Source organism: Methanocalculus natronophilus, from assembly GCF_038751955.1.
GTDB classification, from domain to species: domain Archaea; phylum Halobacteriota; class Methanomicrobia; order Methanomicrobiales; family Methanocorpusculaceae; genus Methanocalculus; species Methanocalculus natronophilus.
In genome coordinates this window covers 137,200-156,521 of the sequence record NZ_JBCEXH010000002.1, presented here as the reverse complement: position 1 = coordinate 156,521, position 19,322 = coordinate 137,200, and the positions used below count along the sequence as shown (strand labels likewise).

Genomic DNA, 19,322 nt, shown 5'->3' with positions numbered 1-19,322 from the left:
GCTCCTGAGTACAATTTCTGCCCTTCAGCCATTCGGGATGGAGCGATAATCTCTGGTTCACAGGTAATTTGTGATGATCAGCTCGTTGATTACACCCCTGCCCGCACCATTTGCATTGATCATCCGTGTTGCAGGTACCCGTTCGATGGTGAATCCGGAGTAGAGATCATCAAAGAAGCAATCATCGGGATCGGTGTTTTTGGGATCTGAATTTGAGAGCATGAGTTTTGCTCCGCTCCGGTCAAGCTCCCGGAAGAATTCAGCAAGCCGCTTTTGGTCACTGTCGTCAAACCCGTCTTTTGCATATGAGGTGAAGACGGCAGTCTTCTCGTTGAGGGGGCGGTAGGGTGGGTCGAAATAGACAAACGTCTTCTCATCCACAACATCCCGGCAGCTGGTGAAGTCTCCCCGCCTGATTGTTGTACCTTCAAGGAGTTTTGCGACATTTCGCAGGTTCCCGGCATTCAGGATATCGGGGTTTTTGTACTTTCCGAAGGGAACATTGAATCCGCCTTTTTGGTTTACCCGGAAGAGCCCGTTGAAACAGGTGCGGTTTAAAAAGATAATCCATGCAGCACGAGTGATCCAGTCCGGGTTGTATCCTTCAAACGATAGTTCAGAGAGCTGCCTGTTGAAGTTGTCCCGGATCTCGTAATAGAAGGCTTTCCTCTCCTCCTCATCTCGCGAATAATAGTCTGATCTCAGGTGATCAAGTTTCTCGATCAGGGCCTCTGCATCCTTCTGGATGACGGAATAGCAGAGGGTGAGTTCGCAGTTGACGTCAGAGAGATACGACTCTTGTATGGTATGATGCTCGTGGAGGGCAAAGAAGAGCGCCCCTCCCCCGATGAACGGCTCGACATATCTGGTGACCTCCCCACTGGCAATCCCTGGCGGGAGGCGGGAGATGAGTTCAGGCAGAAGCTGCGTTTTGCCGCCTGCCCATTTGAGGAACGGGTGCGCCTGTCCGGGGATTCGTTTTGGCCTTGGCATGGTGACTGTATCTCCTGTGTGACAGTATCTCCTGTGTGGCTGCTCTTATCTTCTGTGGTATCTATGTGTCCTGTAAACAAAAATATCCACCAGATTGAGATACGGTTCTAAACCGCTCAAACCTGATCATCAGGAGGATTAAGCCCCTGCTTCTCGAATCTTCTCAAAACAGCATCCTGCAGCTGTCTCTCACCGGCGGTCCGGGGAACCGGATCGGCCAGTGCATCATAGAGATCCAATCGACCATATGTCTCATTTAAAAATTTCGAGATGGGTTCACTGACAGCTTTTCCTTCTTCCCGGACGGTTGGATTAGGGTTTGCATACCCCACCAGGAGTATGGGCAATACAACATCACTATAGCCGGTCATCAGGGTGTCAAAAGCAAGGATGGTATTCTCAAATGTCCGCTTATCTGCCGGTATCTCTGCGATTGCATCGAAGCCGGCTCGTGCCTCCCTTTCAGCCTTTGCAATGAGCAGCGGGATCTCACCCGGGGCATACTCAGGCTCCACCTGCTCTTCCGCCTGCTGTGCCATGAAAGGGAGCCGTGTATCACCAAGGCAGCCTGCTGTTCCGATGAGTGCTCCTGTGATCAAAACGAGGGAGATTATGCAGATGAGTTTTCCGGGGGATGGGATTGTTCTCATGGTCTTCATTTTGAATCGTCAGGCTGTAGAGATATTTTGCAGAAGAGGAGAAAAGATGTACTGATCCCATGTTATAGATCCGGATCCATGGGTGTACCCGGGGAATTGGTTGAATTGTATGATGGATGATGGATGAGAGCCATGATCCTGATGAGAAACCCTATCACGTCACCAGTCAATATATTGTTATGCTGAATCGTATATCGGAACATGAGCGGAGGGATCTTGGAATCGCGTGGATAGCCCTTGCGATTGCCTTCACGATCGCGCTCATCGGCGGGTTCTCGTTCACAGGTGTCAATCCCGGGACAGCAGCCCTCCTCTTCATCCTCTCACTGATCACAGTCGGGGTCGGGTTTGTGCTCCATGAACTCGCCCACAAGTTCACAGCGGTGCGGTATGGGTACTGGGCGGAGTTTCGGAAAGACAACCAGATGCTGCTTGTTGCGGTTGCCATTGCGGCTCTTGTTGGTGTTGTCTTTGCCGCACCCGGTGCAACGATGATCTATGGCCCATCCCTCTCAAAACGTGAAAACGGAATTATATCTGCAGCAGGACCGATAACAAACCTGATCCTGCTCATCCCGTTTGCGCTTCTTGCCGCAGCCGCGATCTGGTTTGATCTCGGATCGTTTGTCCTCCTTGTTGGTGCTGTCGGTGTCAAGATCAATGCGATGCTTGCTGCATTCAATATGCTCCCATTCGGACCCCTTGACGGGAGGAAGGTGCTTGCCTGGAATAAAGGCATCTTTGTCGCCCTGATCGGAGCCTCGTTTGCTGCGCTGTTCCTTGGGCTGTATTACCTGTAGATGGTAGAGATGGTGCGGGGATTGAGGAATAGGGGATTATTCCTCTCTCTCTCTCTCTCTCTCTCTCTCTCTCTCTCTCGCTTTTATTTTATTGAATCTCTGTAAGCTGGCGTTTTAAATCCCCTATCTCATGAGTGATAACGTCCCATACTATAATCCAGTTGATTGAAAAATAGCTGTGAATGATCTTGTCCCGTATCCCACTCATCTCTTTCCAGGGAATGTGATCATGAGCGCTCTTCATCTCAGGAGAGATATTTTTTGACGCTTCGCCAATGATTTCCAATGCACGGGATATGATATGTTGAAGATCTTCGTCTGAATAGAGGTCATCAATGGTTTTATCTTTACATTTCTTCTGGATGTAATCAATCTCATGGAGAATATGGCTGATATAAAAGGCATCTGTCTTCAAATCCAGATCACCTCATCAATAACGACCGGTCGGATTCTGGAATCGAGTGCATGTTCTGCGATAAGCTCGACGTTTTTGCCGAAAATATCCTCAAGATAAAAAATACATTGCATAAATGTACGGAAACGCTCTTTCTCCTCTTCAAAAGAGACCAGAAGATCGATATCACTTATCTCACCGGCTTCATCCCGTGCATATGACCCAAACAATCCGATCCTTTTGATGCCAAATCGTCTTTGAAGTGTTGGCATCTCTTGTTTCAGCCTGTTTATAATCTCCCTTTGATGGAGGGATCTGGTCCCCCTCTTTTCGATTATATTCACTGACTTGCCCCCTGCCATGAAGAAATGCGTATTCCATGGTTATGAAATGATCGAGGAGTTGTTCTCGCTACCATACCGGTACGCCCGAATCTCTTCTCAGCTTGTATGTTGCTAATCTGAGTTTTGATAGCTCTCGTATCTCCTGATTCCTTTGATCATCACAGCTTAGGTTACCAACGAGATTGATCAATGGTACATCGGGATAAATATACTCTCCCGAAGCAATAGCAGGAATATAATGAACGAGATCCAGGATGTGTATGACGCAAGCGGTCACAAAAAAAAGTGTCATCATTCCAATAGAACTCTGGAAGCAGACGCTCCAGGTACAGAAACCCCGGATTTCACCCTGCAATCCTCAGGAATACTATGGAATTTATCGTGACATCATCAAAAACCCGGATGAGGTTGCCCGGTCACTTCGTAGAGAATGGAACCGCATATGAACTCATACCTGCTTGATACAAATATTCTAATCTATTATCTGGCTGGAGCTATTCCAGATGAAGAGAGATCGTTTATTGAAAGAGTCATTCTGGAATCTTTTATATTTCAATAATAACCCGAATTGAGCTTCCTGGGTGGAATTGGCATACCCCTGACGGTCTGGAAAAAGCAAAGAGGCTTCTTAACTGTGCATGGTGCCTCCCTTTGACTCGTGCAATTGCAGAGAGTGCCATCGGTATCCGAACAAATACCGATATCTCACTTCCTGACGCGGTTATTGCTGCTTCTGCGTTATCATTACATGCAATACTCATTACCCGTAATGAGAAGGATTTCAATGGCGTTCCGGATTTGGTTATTCTAATCCATTCTCCGGATAACGCTATCTGCCAGGATAATAATCAAACTCTCTCCAGTTCCCCCACAATCTTTCTCCCCCTCTCCTCTGCTTCCGTAAGCGCTGTCGGGTGAGCTTTGATCCCCTTATAGCCGTCCATGTTGCCGGCTGTGATATTGTCTCTATAGGCAAACCCGATGTCATTGAAGAATGCGGTAATCACCGGGTATGCCGCGTCAAAGACATGATCCCAGTCCTGGCCAGCTGTCGAGATGAAGACTCCCCTGTGCTGCCGGGTATGCTCCTCGTCAAAAAAGAGATCCTTCAGGATAAACTTCCGTGCCCAGAAGACCTGGCCACGGTCGATAAACGCTTTTAGTTCCGCTGTCACGCTCATCGAATAGATGGGAGAGGCAAGGGCAACGATCCCTGCTTCCAGGATCTCCTCAAATATCGGGGTCAGATCGTCTTCGACGATACATTCACCGGTCTTGTGGCATGCATTGCATCCTTTGCAGGACGAAAACTCAAGATCGCAGAGGACGATCTTTTCACAATCAGCACCCGCCTCCTCCGCCCCCGCAAGAAACGCATCAAGAAGCATCTCGGTATTGCCCCGGCGCCTCGGGCTTCCCGATATCCCAAGGGCTTTCATAGCCCGCCTCCCTTCATGCACTTCTCAAGCATCACTGGCTCTCTCCCTTCATCTCCCGCATCGTGGCGATCACCTCATCTGCAAGTGCACGAGCATCTTTCTGTGCAGTCGGGTGATCATTGACCGCACCCTTCTCATCGACATTATTCACCATCAGGTACCGGATATCCTTGTTCTTCACATCAATGACATTGAAGAGGCATTTCACGGAAGGAACTGCAGCATCAAAGACAAAATCCCAGTCCTGGCCCGCAGATGCAAGGAAGATCCCAATCCGCTTTCCCTTCCGTTCAGCCGGCACAACAGGCAGTTTCAGGACATATTTCCGGGAGCGGAAGACCTGTGCCCGGTCAATGAGGGCCTTTGCCTGTGCCGCAATACCCATGCAGAAGATGGGTGCGGAGAGGATGATGATGTCGGCTTCGAGAATCTTCTCCTCAACCCAGACGAGATCATCCTTCTGGACACAGGTATTTAGTTTTTCACAGGCATTGCAGCCTTTACAGGGGGCGATCGTGATCTCAGTGAGTGCATACTTCAAAACATCTGTATCCTGCTCCTGCTGCATCCGGTCAAGCACCCAGTCAAGAAGTGTCTCGGAGTTGCCGTGGCGGCGGGGTGAGCCTGCAAAGGCGAGAACCCTGATTGTCATACCAGTTGATGATCGCCTGTATTGATAAAGAAACTTTTGCATTCTTCTCTTCTCTTGAGCAAAAACCAATTGTCTGATCAGGTGCAATGGTTCTTTTGAGGTGTAGGTGGTGCTGGCGGAATTTCTCATGATAATTGACCCGGTTGCAGTTCTTATGATCCTCATTGCAACCGGCTACGCCGCATACCGTCTTGGTATCCTTGACCGGCACGCAACCCATAAAATATCGCTATTTCTCTTAAATGTCTCAATTCCTGCACTCATTATCGTCTCGATGCAGATACCGCCGTCTGCTGCCCTCCTCTCAAATACCCTCATCTTCTGCATTGGGGTCGTCGTCTTCTACCTCTTTGCAGTCATTGTGGCATATATCGGAAGCAGCCTCTTCACGATGGGAGAGATGCGCCGCGGGGTCTTCTCGTTTGGCATCCTCTTTGGCAATATCGGGTTCATGGGTTTTCCAATAGCTGCTGCCCTCTTTGGCCCGGAGAGCATCTTCTATGTGGCAATAGCCAACCTGATCTTCAATCTCCTCATCTTCTCTGCCGGGATCGTGATGATCACCGGCAGGTACGAGTTCAATCTGAAACTCCTGGTCAATCCTGGTATCACGGCCTCTCTCCTGGGCCTTGCGCTCTTCCTGCTTGAGATCCGGATACCATCTCCCGCAATCGATGCGATGCGGCTCCTTGGCGACCTGACGACACCGCTTGCCATGCTGATCGTCGGCTCCTTCCTTGCCACGTTTCCGGTACGGGAGATGATTGGTGATAGAACCGTCTTCACCGGGGCAGCACTCAGGCTTCTTCTGCTGCCTGCCGGCACATACCTCCTCCTCTCCCCGCTCATCGATGACCCGCTTGTTCTGGGAATCCTCGTCCTGCTTGCCGCAATGCCGGTTGGATCGATGACGGTGATCTTTGCAGATATCTATGGATCAGACGAGCGGTTTGCCTCCCAGCTCGTCTTTCTCTCGACAATCGTATCGCTTCTGACGATACCGGTAATCACCCTGCTGCTCATCTGAAGGGTGGCGTGGTGCTGGCAGCCTCCATGAACCGGTTCCGGATCTCTATAGGCGAAAGGGGGATATTTGGGACATCCGCATTGCCAGGCCGGATGATCACGTGGATGAACCATGGGCCGCCCCTCTTTGCCCTGAGTGCGGCATCAAGCTCCTCTGCTGTCTGCACCTGCACGCACTGTCTGATCCCGGCAGCTGCTGCTATCTGTGCCAGATCGGTTGTGGCATACCCCTGGGTGATCTGGTTGCCGGTGGAACCGAAGGTGCCGTTATCAAGGCAGATGATGGTCAGGTTCTTTGGTCCAAGCGAAGCAATGACTGGAAGGATTGCGGATCCAAGGAGTGAGCCGTCGCCGTCGATCACCACCACCTCCCGGTCTGTTGAGAGGGCAAGCCCAAGTGCAATCGGTGATGCCTGGGTGTATGAACCAAGCATATAGAAGTTCTCCGGCCGATCGGAGATGGCATACAGCTCTTTTGAGGGAACCCCGATATTGCTGACGCAGAGGGCTGATCCCAGGTGCGGAGCAACCGCGGCGATTGCATCGTAGCGGGTCATCAGCGGTGTCCTGAGAACAGATCCGGGGATTGGGGCAACTGTTCTGCTCCGGTCAGGGAAGTCGGGAGGGGGACACGCTCCACTGGTAAAACAGGCAGGCGAAATGAGGGTGACAGTGGGGGTCATCTCTGCAAAAGAGAGCGAGAGCATCTCCCTGAAGCGGGGGAGTTCGTCTGCGTCCATCACGGTTGCATAGGGGATGCCAGCTCCCCTGAGTATTTCAGGAAGGCGGGAATTGAATGGAACCTGTGCCGGAATTGCTTCCTGGTATACCCCCCGCCAGCTTGTGATGATCGGAAGGGGAAGGTGGAATGTTCCATGGAGTGAGAGGAGGGCGTTGAGCATGTTTCCAAGTCCTGAGCTCTGGATTACCATGGCTGGTTTGATACCTGCCAGGTACGCTCCTGCCGAGACTCCGACCCCGTCCTCCTCACGAAGCAGGGGGACATGCGGCGACATGCTGGTGATCATCGAACAGAGCAGACCGGCACGGTCACAGGGGAGGTGGGAGATGAGCCCGATCTCCTCTTCTTTCAGGATACGAACAACTGCTTCTTCAGACATCTTCTTCTCCTGCCAGGAAAGACGGCATTTCACCGGGCTGCACGGTCTCAACCGGCTGCACGGTATGTTTCAGAGGAACTGCCTTGTATCCCCCGCCGGTGATATTCAAAAGAATACAGGCATTCTCTGGAAGATCTCCCTGATCGACTGCGGCCAGCAGGGCTGCGCAGGCGACTGCTGCTGCCGGATCGGGGTCTATTCCCTCGGTAGCCTCAAAGAGATCTCCCGCCTGCCTGGCATCATGGTTTGTGATCCCATACATTGCTCCGCCGCAGTCCGAGAGCGCATCATACAGGCCGCCAGGCACGGCATAGGGTGGTTTTCTGTTTGTCAGGACATCGGCATTGACAGCCCTGATCGCATCTTCTGCATGCGGCATATCAAGTTCAGGAACTATCTCACGCCTCCGGGCATCCCAGGCGGATTTGAGCGGGATGAAAGGGAGATTCTGGGCCAGGTGCAGGCGGGGCAGCGTCCCGCCGAACCGGCCGTCCGCAACAAGCCGGAGCGCTGCCTCCCATGCGGCGATTGCGCCTGTCCCGCTCCCGACTGCCTGGATGTAGTGGTCGGGTATCCTGCCGATTGTGCAGGCTGCATCAAGGAAGACGGTCCCCATCCCGTCGCGGCGGGCAACATTTTTTGCACCGCCTTCGGGGGTATAGCCTGGGAGCGTGCAGATCCGGTCTGCAAGTGCGATAGCATCCGAGTAGTCGCCGTTCACGGCAACCAGGATGGTATTCCTCGCAGGCTTTGTTGTCCAGATACGTTCCAGCGCCCGTTTTGGGATGACGAGCAGGACAGGCTGGTTCATTGCATCGGCAACCTCGGCAAAAGCCCTCCCGGTGTTTCCGGCAGATGCGACAACGAGGGTGCCGCCTCCCGTCTCCCTGACCCGCTGCAGTGTCGGCCATGCCTCCAGTTCCTTGAACGAACAGGTGGGTACATGGGCGCCTCTCCCCGGAGCATAGCCTGAGAATCCGATCCAGAGTTCTGACAGCCCCGTCTCACGGGCAAACCCAACAGAACGGAAGGTGACTGGACCTGCACCCGTATTTGGGATCTCCCTCACCGGGAGCCAGCTCTGATACCTGAAGAGGCCGGGCTCATCACGAAGCACCAGTCTCTCTTCAGGATAGATTGCCCTGAGAAGGCCGGGATGTCCCCCAGGGCAGGTCAGTTCGCCCTGATCCGGAAAGGTGGATCTGCAGACCGGGCAGGAGAGCATATGGGTCATGGCCCCTCCGGCATTTGAAACGATCCATCCATGATCTGCCTCGCAAGCTGCCTGCAGAGCCGTTCGGCACGGGTCCGATCGGACTGGCGGAAGGTGACCGGGATCTCCTGCTCACCAACCAGAACAGATCCAAGCTCTATGGTGTATACCTTCCCCTCGCAGACCGAGGCGCAGGCGCCACAGGCAAGGCAGCGTGACCGGTCAATGGTATGGTCTTCCCTGACTGCGTCTGAGGGGCAGATCCGTCGTGCCTGGCAGGGTTCGCAGGCAAGACACCTCTCTTCCTGCACCCGGACTCCCCGGTCTGTCCCCTGCCAGATCCTGCCATAATGGGACGATCCGATGGGCTGTCTCCTGGTGATCCCGGCAATGGGGAGTGGGATATCCTCGTCAAGCACCAACAACCATCTGAGAGTTGCTTCATCTGTCACGGGAACCGCAGCTGCAACAGACGTGAGGCATTCCGGGCCGTCTGACGTGACGCATCCTCCCATCATGCCGGGCGCCATACCATCCATATCAGCTGCAACGGCAAGGTTTGACCGTTCTGTGGTGGATCGTGTCCCGGTGCCGATGATGATTCCGGTTCCACCATTCACAAGGACCGGTACACCGGGCTGGAGGTACCGGAGACCGGGATCATTCTCCACCGGGTTGATCTCGCCGCATCCTGAGACCGAGATCTCCCTGGCAGGCCCATGCAGCCCGGTTGCCGAGAAGATCGTCGGAAGAACGCCTTCATGTTCAAAAATAAAGCCTGTATAGTTTCTGAATGCGGACCGCGTGGTCTGGAGCCTGGCAAAACCACAGTCAGAGAGGGTGACCGTACTGGAATAGTCCTTCCCGTCTGCTTCAGCCAGAACCTCGATCGCCTTCCCGGAGACGAGATCGGAAAAGAGATGGCCTCCCCCATACCGCTCGTCACGGTGCGCTGTTCCATAGACGATACAGTCAACAAGCCCAAGCCGCTCATTGGGGCATGGGCCGGGATATGCAGGCACCCCGTTCAGGAAGATTTTCCCGGCTTTTCTGAATGCACCCGGCTCTGCAACCGGGATTGTCAGGACTGCATACGTCCCTGACATCACCCCGAATGTCCCGCAGGTGACGACATCAACATCGTCTGGTGTGAATCTTTCTCCATCCCGCACCCTTTTTTTGAATTCGGGAGCAGGGATGACAACAGCATCCCCGTCCCGTATCTTCTGGCTGATCACGGCTCTGGTCTTCACAGTCCGATCCCCTCTACCCTGACACGGAGTCCGTCGTCAGTCATGATAACCATATTCACAACACCGGTGTGTGAGATCCCCATCAGGCAGTATCCGGGTTGGAACCGCTGCTTCAGCCCGAATGTCGGTTCGCGGCCGATCACTTCGGCTATACCTTCAAATGCATGGACATGGTATGCCACAATATCGAGATACTCTTCTTCCCGCGCCTCAATCGGGCTTGTGACATGGCAGGAGATGATCCCGCTTACCGGATCTGCTGCTGTCACCCTGAGTGCATGGGTGATCGGGCATCCGGCGCCTGCCGGTCTCCCGATGACGAGATCTCCGGTTTTTATCTCCCATTTTTCAACGAGATCCGCCCTGAACGGGACGACATCCTTTCTGGTTGAGATTTCACCTGGGAAGGGATGGAGGATAAAGTCAAAACTGTGGCCGAGGAGATCTGCTGTATTCCGGTCTGTCTTTGAAATGTACCTTTTTTTCCTCTCCTCTTCGTAAAAGGGGCATTCTACAAGTTTCTTTGCACCCGCAGCAACAAGTGAGGAGAATGCAATGCAGGAATCTGCTCCGCAGAGGCCGCAGTCTTTACCAGGGGGTGTCCAGGTCATCTATTCCCCCCGGAAGAGTGTACCGGCGCCATCAAGCCTGCGGACAACGCCGAAATGGTTCTCCCAGCCGATCTCTTTTTTCCCGACACAGACGGTGCAGACACCAAGCGGAGGACTGCCCCTGAGTTTGACTGCTGCCTGGTCTCTGACTGGTGCAAGGTCGTTGATGATCTTCATCAGGTACCGCAGCCCTGTGCCGATCGGGGCGTTTGTCTCGATGATCTCAACACCTGGTGCCACATCCCGGATCGCCTCGCGGAATACTTCCTTTTCTGCCTGTGAGACGAGATCGATCCTGGTGACGACTGCGACATCAGCAAGCGCGATCATCGGGCTCATCTTGTAGGGGGAATGGGTTCCCGATATTGCGGAGAGAACCGCAATTCCGAGTGATTCGGTTGTGTAGGGGGTGCACCTGAGGCAGAGACCTGCCGATTCCACGATCAGGTAGTCTGCACCCTCCTTTTCTGCCCAGGCAAAGGCGTCAGAGAGGACCATGATCCCGGCATGGTCCGGGCAGAGGTCGCCTGATATCACTTTTTTTGCAGGTATCCCGAATTCGCCTGCAATCTCTGTATCCTCGGTTGCATATACGACATCTATCTTGAGGTAGGCAACGGAATTCTTTGGGAGATTGCTGATTATCTGCCTGATTATTGCGGTTTTTCCGGTCGATGGCGGCCCGGCGACAATGATCAGTTTCATGCCTGTGGTACCGCTTCGCCCAGGATCTCGCCTGCCCTGAGCCGTTCCCTGAGATCAGAGAGGTATGCGTCGATCTCAGTCACCTGCTTCAGAACCGCCGCCTCAGATCCATCCGGCTCAAGGATCGTCTTCACCGCACCGTTCCCCATCACTATCCTTTTGTCTGACATCAGTGAAACAAGCGGGTCATGGGTGACGAAGATGACGGAGGTATTTGTCTTTTTGAGGCAGGTTATGACACGGTCACGGAAGATTCCTGCGTTCTCCACTTCATCGAGGAGGATGATCGGGGCGCCTGAGATGATGACTGCATCCGCAACAAGGAGGGATCTCGTCTGGCCGCCGGAGAGAGAGGAGATCCGGCAATCGGGCCGGATCGGCTCCCCTGTAAACTCGTTTGCAAGACGGATTGCTTTCTCAACCAGGCCTGTGTCTGTAATTTTCCTGGCACGGAGATGCATCCCCAGGAACTCTTCCACCCTCAGATCGGCTAAGCATTTCGTGGTCTGGGTGATGAGGGCAATCGGTTTCTTTGCAGGATCCCTGACAGATGATTCCGGGGGAGGTGCGCCATCAAGGAGAATGGTTCTGCCGGTAGCGGTATCGCCCTGTGCAAAGACCTCGATGTCATTGATAAGAGCGCTTTTGCCTGATCCGGTTGGCCCGACGATTGAGAGGGTGTCGCCGGGTGCGATATGGATGGCATCAAACCCTTCAGGGTCGCCATGTCGATCATGGCCGGGGAGGATGGTGATCGTATGCATAATGTAGTTTTTCGCCCCCGGGATATGATAATGATTTTCCTAAATTTAATAAAAATTGGGCTTATAGGTTACAAAAATCAATATAATTGTCTAATAGTATACATTTTATGCGTGAAGGGATCATATGATCCCGCTCAACCGGTGATGCAGGGCTCCTTTCTGCAAAAAAAACGTCAGGATCTCCTACAGCCCAGAACAGGATCGAAAACGGCGCAGATGGAATCCGAATCAGGATGAGTCCGAAGTAGAATCAGTACTACTCACAATCAGGGTATCTGCTCCCCGTCAGCAAAGAGATGTGTGACTGCTGCCTCTGTCGTCTCGCGGCCCTTTGGCGTCCGTTTCAGAAACCCAATCCTGATCAGGTAGGGCTCATAGACCTCTTCGATTGTCCGGACCTCTTCTCCAATAGAGATGGCAATCGTCTTCACGCCGACAGGCCCGCCACTAAAGTCACGGGCCACGACAGAGATGATCCTGCGGTCGAGATCATCAAGGCCGAGGGGATCGATCCCAAGGATGCCAAGTGCGGCGTCAGCAGATTCCCTGGATATTGATCCGTCACCCCGGACGATGGCATAATCCCGGACACGCCTGAGGAGGCGGTTTGCGATTCTTGGTGTTCCCCGGCTCCGTTTTGCAATCTCAAGCGCCCCCTCCTCAGTGATTGGGATCTGCAGGATCGCAGCTGATCGCCTCACGATAGCCAGGAGATCGAAAACCTCATAGAGGTTCAGCCGGAAGATGAGCCCGAACCGGTCACGGAGCGGGGATCCGAGGAGGCCGACACGGGTCGTTGCTCCGACAAGGGTGAATTCCTCAAGCGGAAGCTGGATTGCCCGTGCACCCGGACCTTCGCCGATCATCACATCAATTGTGTAATCTTCCATTGCTGGATAGAGGATCTCCTCAACAACCGGGTTTAACCGGTGAATCTCGTCGATGAAGAGGAGATCGCCTGAGGAGAGTGCGGTCAGCTGGGCAGCGAGATCGCCTGGCTTATCCAGGACCGGGCCGGTCGTGCTCCGTATCGCAGATCCCATCTCACGGGCGATTATCTGGGCAAGCGTCGTCTTCCCAAGTCCCGGAGGGCCTGAGAAGAGGATGTGGTCAAGGGTCTCGCCCCGGATCTTTGCCGCCTCGACTGCGATACGAAGCGCCTCCTTCACCTGGTCCTGGCCGACGAACTCATCAAGCCTTGCGGGCCGGATGGCGGGGTCGTCGATCTCGTCATCGAATTGAACAGGGGTGATGATCCGATCAGTCATGAGCCTCGCTCCTTCATATGCCGGAGTGCGGCTTTAATGATCGCCTGCACGCTTCCTCCGGGCACGCTCTCAATCACCGCCTTCACGGCTTCCTCAGCCTCCCGCTCGGTGAAGCCAAGGGATACAAGGGCAGATTTCGCATCTGATGCAGGCAGATGCTCTTCTCTGTCGATCAGGGAGATTGTCTGTTTCTTCATTGTCTCCTGCAGTTCAAGGATCAGCCGTTTCGCACTCTTTGGCCCGATTCCCGAGATGCTGGTGAGGGCACGTTCATCATCATTGATGATCGCCATTGCAAACTGTTCAAGCGAGATCTGGGAAAGGATGCTAAGTGCTATCTGGGGACCGATCCCGGAGACATTGATTAGTATCTGGAAGAGTTCACGCTCGCTCTGCCGGTGGAAGCCATACAGGGTAAGGGCATCCTCCCTGACAACAAGCTGGGTGAAGACCTTCACCGGCCCGTCGGCAGCCTCCAGCTCCCTGAGAGTTGGCTGGCTCACCTGCAGAAGGTAGCCGATCCCCCCGACATCAAGGACAACAGACTTCTCCCCCACATCTGTGAGTCTTCCGGTTATATGTGCAAACATGGTTTTCCTACCTCAGGGTATTGATATGACAGAGCGCTATTGCAAGGCCGTCAGCTGCATCATCAGGCCGGGGAATCTCATCAAGCCTGAGGAGGCGGCGTACCATGTCCTGTACCTGCTCTTTCTTTGCCCGGCCCGATCCCGATACTGCCAGCTTGATCTGGTTTGGTGTGTATTCGACGATTCTGATCCCCCGCTCCTCTGCGGCGAGCAGGATCACTCCCCGCACCTCGGCAACCCTGATTGCCGATGTCACATTCTTTGTAAAGAAGAGTTCTTCAACAGCGATCTCATCAGGTGCATGTTCGGCAAAAAGTGCCTGTATCCGGGTATAAATCTCATGAAGGCGATGGCTTGTTGTCCGATCCCGGGCCGATGTCTCGATACAGCCGTAACAGAGGGGTCGCATCCCCCGCTCCTGCTTCTCGATCACCCCGTATCCCACACGGGCGATACCCGGATCTATCCCGATGACGATCATGGTCTACTGGATCATCGGTGCTCATGGTAAATACGGTTATCCTGCGGAGGGCGAATGTGAACGGCACCCGGAACGCTTTCGGTACGGGTGGGAGAGACGGCTGAAGGGGTTTTTCCCCTTCAATCTTAACCCTTCCTCAAAGAGGCTTGTTTGCCTGGGTGTGAAGCCGGGTCAGCCCTCATCCCGGTGAAGAAGTGATTCAGCTCCGATTATATGGGGGGGATATGCTGCGTTCCCGCTCAATAATGTCTTTATGAGATCTGAAAGACGAGGAGCATCTGTCAGGTAGAGTCTCATTTTACCCGGCATATCAAAGGGCTCTTCGATGGTAATGGCAGCGTGTTCTGAGAGGGATGAGATGATATCCGTTGACCTGATGGTTCCCTGATCAGGTTTCCATTCTGAGATCACAATACGGATGATTGCCTTTGGAATCAAAAAACCATTGCAATAGGGAAGAATTGCATCGTGTGGCAGGTATTTTCCATTCTCTCCGGAGACAACGCCTTTCTTCACAAGAGCATTGAGAACGGTTTTGACTCTCTTCACTGGTGCTCCTTCATCCTGCCGGATGAGCATGGGAAGGGATGAGAAGAGAGTGCTGCCCGGCTTCGTCTCAGCATTCTTCAGGATCGCTTCAATTCCTTCTGTACCAAACCCGTTACTGAACCTCTCGACGATATCCTGTGGCAGTCCTTCCCTGCCAATAGCAAGTTCCCATGAGAGATCACAGAGAGCCAGAAGGACTTTCATCTCGTTGACTGTGGCCGGAATCATCCATGATTTTTGCGGGGTGGCAGCAGTCCCGTTCGTAACCCCAAACCGGCTGATAATCCAGTCAGTTTTCAGGGACTCTCCGAAAGCCACAGTTCCATCATCGCCCTGGAGCATTGTTACTGCTTCAGATTCACCTGAGAAGAGTTTCGTTATGGTGATCTCCTGTTCTTCACCTGACAGGGTGATGGTGATGATCCGGACAGGTGCGGCGAGGACTCGAAGTGTACTGGCAAAAGAGCCTGGTATGTTGCCATCTTCATCGAGAATGCCGCCTTCTTTGAATGTCCGGAGGAGTGGCTCCTCTTCCAGGCTTCCTGTATGGGGATCAAGATACGTCAGCGGGGTTCGTTCACCCTCCCAGAATGATCCAAGTTTCCCAAGCAGCCCGGCTTCCAGCGTATAGGTGGGCTTTTCGTTCATGTCACCACACCCCCTGTTCAATCTGCTGCTGTGCATCACGTATCTTCCGCTTGATCTCCCGTGTTTCTTCGAGCATCTCTTCCCTGGATGGCATGCTGTCGAGCCGGGATCTGATCTCTCTTCTTCTGGTCTGGATCTCCACCCATTCACTGGTTAATTCTTCTGTGGTTACCTCTCTCCCAAACACATCTTCCTTGGCTTTATCAAGAGGTGTTTCAATGCCCATCTTCTCTTTGACGCCATCATAGATCGTTCCTTTGGGATCAGTACAGGCCTCCACTGTCTCCTTTCCCATCTTGAACATCGTCCTGATACCCTGCCTCGTATATTCCCTCCGGGCCCGATCGTATTCTTCCTGGATCTGCCGTCTCTCCTGCCAGGTGTTTCTGATCTCCTGTTCCCTGGTTTCCAGTTCGCTGATATGCTCTCTCAGCTGCTGGATCCGCCACTCCGGCATCGTCTCCTCTCCAGGCCCGGGGGGTTCAGCCTCCGGCTCCACGTCAGGCATCTCAGGCTCTGCCGGTGTTTCAGGTTCCGGCTGCGGATGCTCTGGAGTGGGTTCTGTCTCCGGGGTTTTTGGCGGTTCTCTCTCTGGTACCGGTTCTTCTGGCATCTCCGGTTTACCTGGTGTTTCAGGCTCAGGCATCTCAGGCGCCACCGGTGTTTCAGGGGTTGTACCTGGAGCTTCCTGCTTTGGTGCGGGTTTTGGTGCTGCTCCCCCCTGTTCTCCAGACTGTTCTTTGTATCTTCTGTACTCAGGATTATCCCGGTACGGATCGTCTGGTGTTCCCCTCCCAATGATCTCAGGGGGTCTGCCAGCCTGTTCGGGATATGGTGTGAGGCTCCCATCTGCCTCAGTCTTCCCAATGGAATGTGCATCGCGGAATGGATCATCTGGTGTACCAGTGCCGTATATGCCGGATTCGGGGCGTGCAGGCGAAGCTCCGGCAGCAGAAGGTCCTGCTCCTCCTGCTGCTCCAGCCCCAGGAGAGCCCATGCCGCTTGCGAATCCCGCAAGCGAAGAGGCACCGCCGGATATTGTCAGGGTTGAGAGAATCCCGGCAATTGTTGCAGATGCGGGAAAGATGCCTACAATGATGGCTGTTGTGGTATTGTTGTAGGGACATGAACAGCTGCTGCTCAGCGGCATCCCCCCGACAGCAGCGAGAACCGGGGTTGCGAGGACACCTGCTGCCATGAGAACCAGAATACCAATTGATATAGCAGCAGCTTCAGGCGGTTTTCCAGACCCTTCCTGCCTGTGATACCAGTAGAGAGCATACCCAAGAGCTGCGACTGCAATAATAAGTGATCCTATCCGGGGAATGAATGCAGCAAGCAGAAAGCCTGCAGCACAGCCGGTTATGACAAGGGTTGTTCGCTCTATCTCAAGGGGAGAAAAAGCAGGTTCCTTCAGGAAGGTTCGTTTCAGATCAGAATACCCGATTCCTGAGATGAGTATCAGTACGCTCTCCTCCCGTGCGGTAAGTGAGAGGAGGAGAAGGGCTGTAATGAGGATGGAAACAAGATAATTTTGCAGAACTGCTCCTATAAGTCCACCTATGCCAATCCCAGCAGCGATCAGGGCTGCTGATTCAGCTTCATAGAGAGATCGGGATCTGGTTATCCACCCTGGAATGTCCTGGATCTCTCTGATATAGCCGTTTACTCCATGCTGCCTGATCCTGAGAAAGACTGTTGTTCCAAGCATCGCAATGAGCAGCCAGAACAGGGTTCCGGTAACCAGTCCGTCAGTGACTGCAAGCATGTTGCCAAGGAGATCACCTCTTCCCCGAATACTCTGGTTTATAAAAAACAGAACAAAGGTATGCAGGATCCAGATTCCAAGAAAGATACCAATGAAAAGGGGAACTGTTTTTTTCAGATTGCGAATCATCCCTTCAACCATAATACCTGCAATATCTGCAAGTGTTTCTGGCCCGGGGGTATCCTGGGGTGTAACGTCTCTCTCCATCTGCACCACTCCGGTGGCTCTCAATGAAAATTTTGTGCGATACGCTTTCATACTGCGTTATCTCATATGAAGATATTGTAAGGGGCGTTGGAAGCGTTGTTTGGAAATGGATGCATGGCAACCTCTCCTGGCTATGTCTCTTTCACTCCCCAATTATCAAAAGAAAAGAAAACGAACCGGATATCGTCGCTCCAGTGAATGAATGGAACTAAAAAGGTTTGCTTCCTGACAGCATAGGGGGTATCTGGCGCAGGCGTGAACCGTAACACGCACAATCCCTGCACCACACCCCTTGCACAAGGCAGAAACAGTAGAAACGTGAGAGACAGCAGAAACCAGATCTCTCTCTCTCTCTCTCTCTCTCTCGTGTTTAGGGCCCAGGCTCGCAGGTCTCTTCTATTGACGCAACCCTGCCAACGGTGCCATCGGCAAGCCGGACCTTGATGCCGTGGGGATGAAAAGACGAGTTCGTCAGGATTGCGGTGACAACACCCTGTTTCGTCTTCCCGCTTTGCTGGTCTTTCTTCTGGATAACCTGTACGGTTGATCCGATTGCTATATCTGATCGATTCCGGCCTTTCATGTCTGTATACATTGGTTCTGTGGGGAAATAAGGACTCTCCCGATGAGAAATGAATCCCTCATCCCGTCCCGAAGAGAAACCCCGGCAAAAAAAGGAGTGGTTCTCTCAGTTCATCTTTTGAAGCCCTGATCTGATCGCCTCAAAATCCTCTTCAGTTGCATCGATCTCGTAGAGGACAGTGCCGTACTTTGGGCAGAGCTTTGTGAACGGCAGAATGATCTTCTTCTTCTTGATCTTCAGCCCGACAAGCATGGGTTGTGCGAGGAGCATCATCAGTCCGCGGAACTCAAAATCCGGACGCATCTCGTACTGCTCCGCGGTGTTCTTCCTGACATATTCGTTCACGTCTTCTGCTTTTGCATCCATCATCAGGACTTTACCACCAAAATTATTGACACAACGCTCTTTCATGGTATTTGTTCGGACTTCTTAGAATAAAAATGCTGGTGTCCGGCTCAGCAGATCAGTTCCGGCAACCAGTACAAAAACGTCAGCTAGAAATAGATCTGCTGATACATCTAACTCCTATGCCCGCACCTCTTGTTGGACGAAAGTTTGGCGTCAATATCATCGAGCCTCCTGCACCTGACCAGTGCAGGGGAATCAGGGTACTTGGCATATCCGGATCCAGCCGCCAGGATGGGAGCCTGAGCAAGTCTGAACGGCTGCTGAAACGGGCACTTGAACAATATGAATCGTTCTCATGCACAACCGAGCTCATCAGGCTCAAGGATCTCAAAATCTATCATTGTGAAGGGAACTATTCTGAAGATCCCTCGCAGTGCATCTACCCCTGCATGACCTCCCTGAAATACCAGGATGACCAGATGCAACGGGTCTATGATGCGGTGCTTGGGTGTGACATTCTCATCCTGGCTTCCCCCATCCGGTGGAACAACCATTCTGCACTTGTCCAGACGTTTGTTGAACGGATGAACTCGATTGAGAACCAGTATGCATGGTTTGGCAACCGGATGATTAGAAACAAGGTTGCAGGGCTGATCGTCATCGGCCATGTCGACGGCGTGCAGCATGTGGCAGGCAACCTCCTGAACTTCTTCTCCTGGCTTGGGTTTTCGATACCAGATGTCGCGATCACCTCGTGGGTTGGGGAGAATGATGAGGATACCACCCGTGACTGGGAGAAGATAGAGGAAAATCCCTACACCCGGGAAGATCTCGTACATATGGTTTACAGCTCTCTTCGGCTCTCGATATCCCTCAAAGAATGAAGAGCCAGACTTTTTCTTCCCT

At 53.0% G+C, this 19,322-nt stretch carries 24 protein-coding genes; 5 read left to right on the top strand and 19 right to left on the bottom strand.

The annotated features are described in order from the left end of the window. Positions 1-57: 57 nt before the first annotated feature. The gene (locus ABCO64_RS02970) at positions 58-993 is read right to left on the bottom strand and encodes a DNA adenine methylase (protein ID WP_253455950.1); all 936 of its coding nucleotides are present in this window, start codon (positions 991-993) and stop codon (positions 58-60) included. 116 nt (positions 994-1,109) lie between these two features. Beyond that, the gene (locus tag ABCO64_RS02965) at positions 1,110-1,643 is read right to left on the bottom strand and encodes a hypothetical protein (protein ID WP_253455947.1); all 534 of its coding nucleotides are present in this window, start codon (positions 1,641-1,643) and stop codon (positions 1,110-1,112) included. Between the two features lie 125 nt (positions 1,644-1,768). On the opposite strand from ABCO64_RS02965, the gene ABCO64_RS02960 reads away from it, so the two are divergent. Then, complete coding sequence (locus ABCO64_RS02960) at positions 1,769-2,452, top strand: zinc metalloprotease (protein WP_343089201.1); 684 nt, start codon at positions 1,769-1,771, stop codon at positions 2,450-2,452. A gap of 88 nt (positions 2,453-2,540) precedes the next feature. Here ABCO64_RS02960 and ABCO64_RS02955 read toward each other — a convergent pair whose 3' ends face one another. Together ABCO64_RS02955 and ABCO64_RS02950 are read right to left on the bottom strand one after the other, a co-directional pair. Continuing rightward, positions 2,541-2,867 carry a HepT-like ribonuclease domain-containing protein gene (locus ABCO64_RS02955; protein WP_253455944.1) on the bottom strand — a complete coding sequence of 109 codons (327 nt, stop codon included), beginning with the start codon at positions 2,865-2,867 and terminating at the stop codon, positions 2,541-2,543. Next, positions 2,864-3,118, bottom strand: a complete 255-nt coding sequence (locus ABCO64_RS02950) for a nucleotidyltransferase family protein (RefSeq protein ID WP_253455941.1) — start codon at positions 3,116-3,118, stop codon at positions 2,864-2,866. Before ABCO64_RS02950 ends, ABCO64_RS02955 begins: the two co-directional genes overlap by 4 nt. 332 nt (positions 3,119-3,450) lie before the next feature. On the opposite strand from ABCO64_RS02950, the gene ABCO64_RS02945 reads away from it, so the two are divergent. Next, on the top strand, positions 3,451-3,636 hold the full coding sequence (locus tag ABCO64_RS02945; RefSeq protein ID WP_253455938.1) for a hypothetical protein: 186 nt from the start codon (positions 3,451-3,453) through the stop codon (positions 3,634-3,636). 205 nt (positions 3,637-3,841) lie between these two features. Beyond that, positions 3,842-4,108 carry a PIN domain-containing protein gene (locus ABCO64_RS10940; RefSeq protein ID WP_367227094.1) on the top strand — a complete coding sequence of 89 codons (267 nt, stop codon included), beginning with the start codon at positions 3,842-3,844 and terminating at the stop codon, positions 4,106-4,108. Here the strand turns inward: ABCO64_RS10940 and ABCO64_RS02940 are convergent. Both ABCO64_RS02940 and ABCO64_RS02935 read right to left on the bottom strand, forming a co-directional pair. Next, on the bottom strand, positions 4,039-4,629 hold the full coding sequence (locus ABCO64_RS02940; protein WP_253455935.1) for a flavodoxin family protein: 591 nt from the start codon (positions 4,627-4,629) through the stop codon (positions 4,039-4,041). The two genes, ABCO64_RS10940 and ABCO64_RS02940, sit on opposite strands and share 70 nt — an antisense overlap. 31 nt (positions 4,630-4,660) lie before the next feature. Continuing rightward, complete coding sequence (locus ABCO64_RS02935) at positions 4,661-5,281, bottom strand: flavodoxin family protein (protein WP_253455933.1); 621 nt, start codon at positions 5,279-5,281, stop codon at positions 4,661-4,663. A gap of 106 nt (positions 5,282-5,387) precedes the next feature. Between ABCO64_RS02935 and ABCO64_RS02930 the strand changes: the two genes are divergently transcribed. Continuing rightward, positions 5,388-6,308, top strand: a complete 921-nt coding sequence (locus ABCO64_RS02930; RefSeq protein WP_292616549.1) for an AEC family transporter — start codon at positions 5,388-5,390, stop codon at positions 6,306-6,308. Here the strand turns inward: ABCO64_RS02930 and comE are convergent. The 13 genes from comE to ABCO64_RS02865 all read right to left on the bottom strand — a co-directional run bounded on the left by comE (position 6,301) and on the right by ABCO64_RS02865 (position 18,479). Beyond that, positions 6,301-7,428 carry a sulfopyruvate decarboxylase subunit beta gene (gene comE / locus ABCO64_RS02925; protein WP_253455929.1) on the bottom strand — a complete coding sequence of 376 codons (1,128 nt, stop codon included), beginning with the start codon at positions 7,426-7,428 and terminating at the stop codon, positions 6,301-6,303. The two genes, ABCO64_RS02930 and comE, sit on opposite strands and share 8 nt — an antisense overlap. Next, complete coding sequence (locus ABCO64_RS02920; protein WP_253455927.1) at positions 7,421-8,662, bottom strand: cysteate synthase; 1,242 nt, start codon at positions 8,660-8,662, stop codon at positions 7,421-7,423. The genes comE and ABCO64_RS02920 overlap by 8 nt, the downstream gene beginning before the upstream one ends. Beyond that, positions 8,659-9,894: a methanogenesis marker 16 metalloprotein gene (locus ABCO64_RS02915; RefSeq protein ID WP_253455925.1), complete on the bottom strand. Its 1,236-nt coding sequence runs from the start codon at positions 9,892-9,894 to the stop codon at positions 8,659-8,661. Before ABCO64_RS02915 ends, ABCO64_RS02920 begins: the two co-directional genes overlap by 4 nt. Continuing rightward, a complete protein-coding gene (locus ABCO64_RS02910) occupies positions 9,891-10,505 on the bottom strand; it encodes a (Fe-S)-binding protein (RefSeq protein ID WP_253455923.1) in 615 nt (204 codons plus the stop codon). The genes ABCO64_RS02915 and ABCO64_RS02910 overlap by 4 nt, the downstream gene beginning before the upstream one ends. Further along, entirely contained in the window at positions 10,506-11,210 is a 705-nt protein-coding gene (locus tag ABCO64_RS02905) for a GTP-binding protein (RefSeq protein ID WP_253455922.1), read from the bottom strand. Then, on the bottom strand, positions 11,207-11,974 hold the full coding sequence (locus ABCO64_RS02900) for an ATP-binding cassette domain-containing protein (RefSeq protein ID WP_253455920.1): 768 nt from the start codon (positions 11,972-11,974) through the stop codon (positions 11,207-11,209). The genes ABCO64_RS02905 and ABCO64_RS02900 overlap by 4 nt, the downstream gene beginning before the upstream one ends. Positions 11,975-12,240: 266 nt before the next feature. Then, on the bottom strand, positions 12,241-13,242 hold the full coding sequence (ruvB, locus tag ABCO64_RS02895) for a Holliday junction branch migration DNA helicase RuvB (protein ID WP_253455918.1): 1,002 nt from the start codon (positions 13,240-13,242) through the stop codon (positions 12,241-12,243). Then, complete coding sequence (gene ruvA / locus ABCO64_RS02890) at positions 13,239-13,832, bottom strand: Holliday junction branch migration protein RuvA (RefSeq protein WP_253455915.1); 594 nt, start codon at positions 13,830-13,832, stop codon at positions 13,239-13,241. Before ruvA ends, ruvB begins: the two co-directional genes overlap by 4 nt. 7 nt (positions 13,833-13,839) lie before the next feature. After that, positions 13,840-14,313 (bottom strand): crossover junction endodeoxyribonuclease RuvC, encoded by a 474-nt coding sequence (gene ruvC, locus ABCO64_RS02885; RefSeq protein ID WP_253455912.1) that lies wholly within the window; start codon positions 14,311-14,313, stop codon positions 13,840-13,842. A gap of 171 nt (positions 14,314-14,484) precedes the next feature. After that, positions 14,485-15,510: a hypothetical protein gene (locus tag ABCO64_RS02880; protein WP_253455909.1), complete on the bottom strand. Its 1,026-nt coding sequence runs from the start codon at positions 15,508-15,510 to the stop codon at positions 14,485-14,487. Position 15,511: 1 nt separating this feature from the next. After that, positions 15,512-17,485 (bottom strand): hypothetical protein, encoded by a 1,974-nt coding sequence (locus ABCO64_RS02875; RefSeq protein ID WP_253455907.1) that lies wholly within the window; start codon positions 17,483-17,485, stop codon positions 15,512-15,514. A gap of 370 nt (positions 17,486-17,855) precedes the next feature. Next, complete coding sequence (locus tag ABCO64_RS02870) at positions 17,856-18,068, bottom strand: YwbE family protein (RefSeq protein ID WP_253455905.1); 213 nt, start codon at positions 18,066-18,068, stop codon at positions 17,856-17,858. Positions 18,069-18,173: 105 nt separating this feature from the next. Beyond that, positions 18,174-18,479 carry a DUF1894 domain-containing protein gene (locus ABCO64_RS02865; protein WP_253455903.1) on the bottom strand — a complete coding sequence of 102 codons (306 nt, stop codon included), beginning with the start codon at positions 18,477-18,479 and terminating at the stop codon, positions 18,174-18,176. A gap of 116 nt (positions 18,480-18,595) precedes the next feature. Here ABCO64_RS02865 and ABCO64_RS02860 point away from each other — a divergent pair, with 116 nt between their 5' ends. Beyond that, entirely contained in the window at positions 18,596-19,300 is a 705-nt protein-coding gene (locus ABCO64_RS02860) for a flavodoxin family protein (RefSeq protein WP_253455901.1), read from the top strand. Positions 19,301-19,322: the final 22 nt, after the last annotated feature.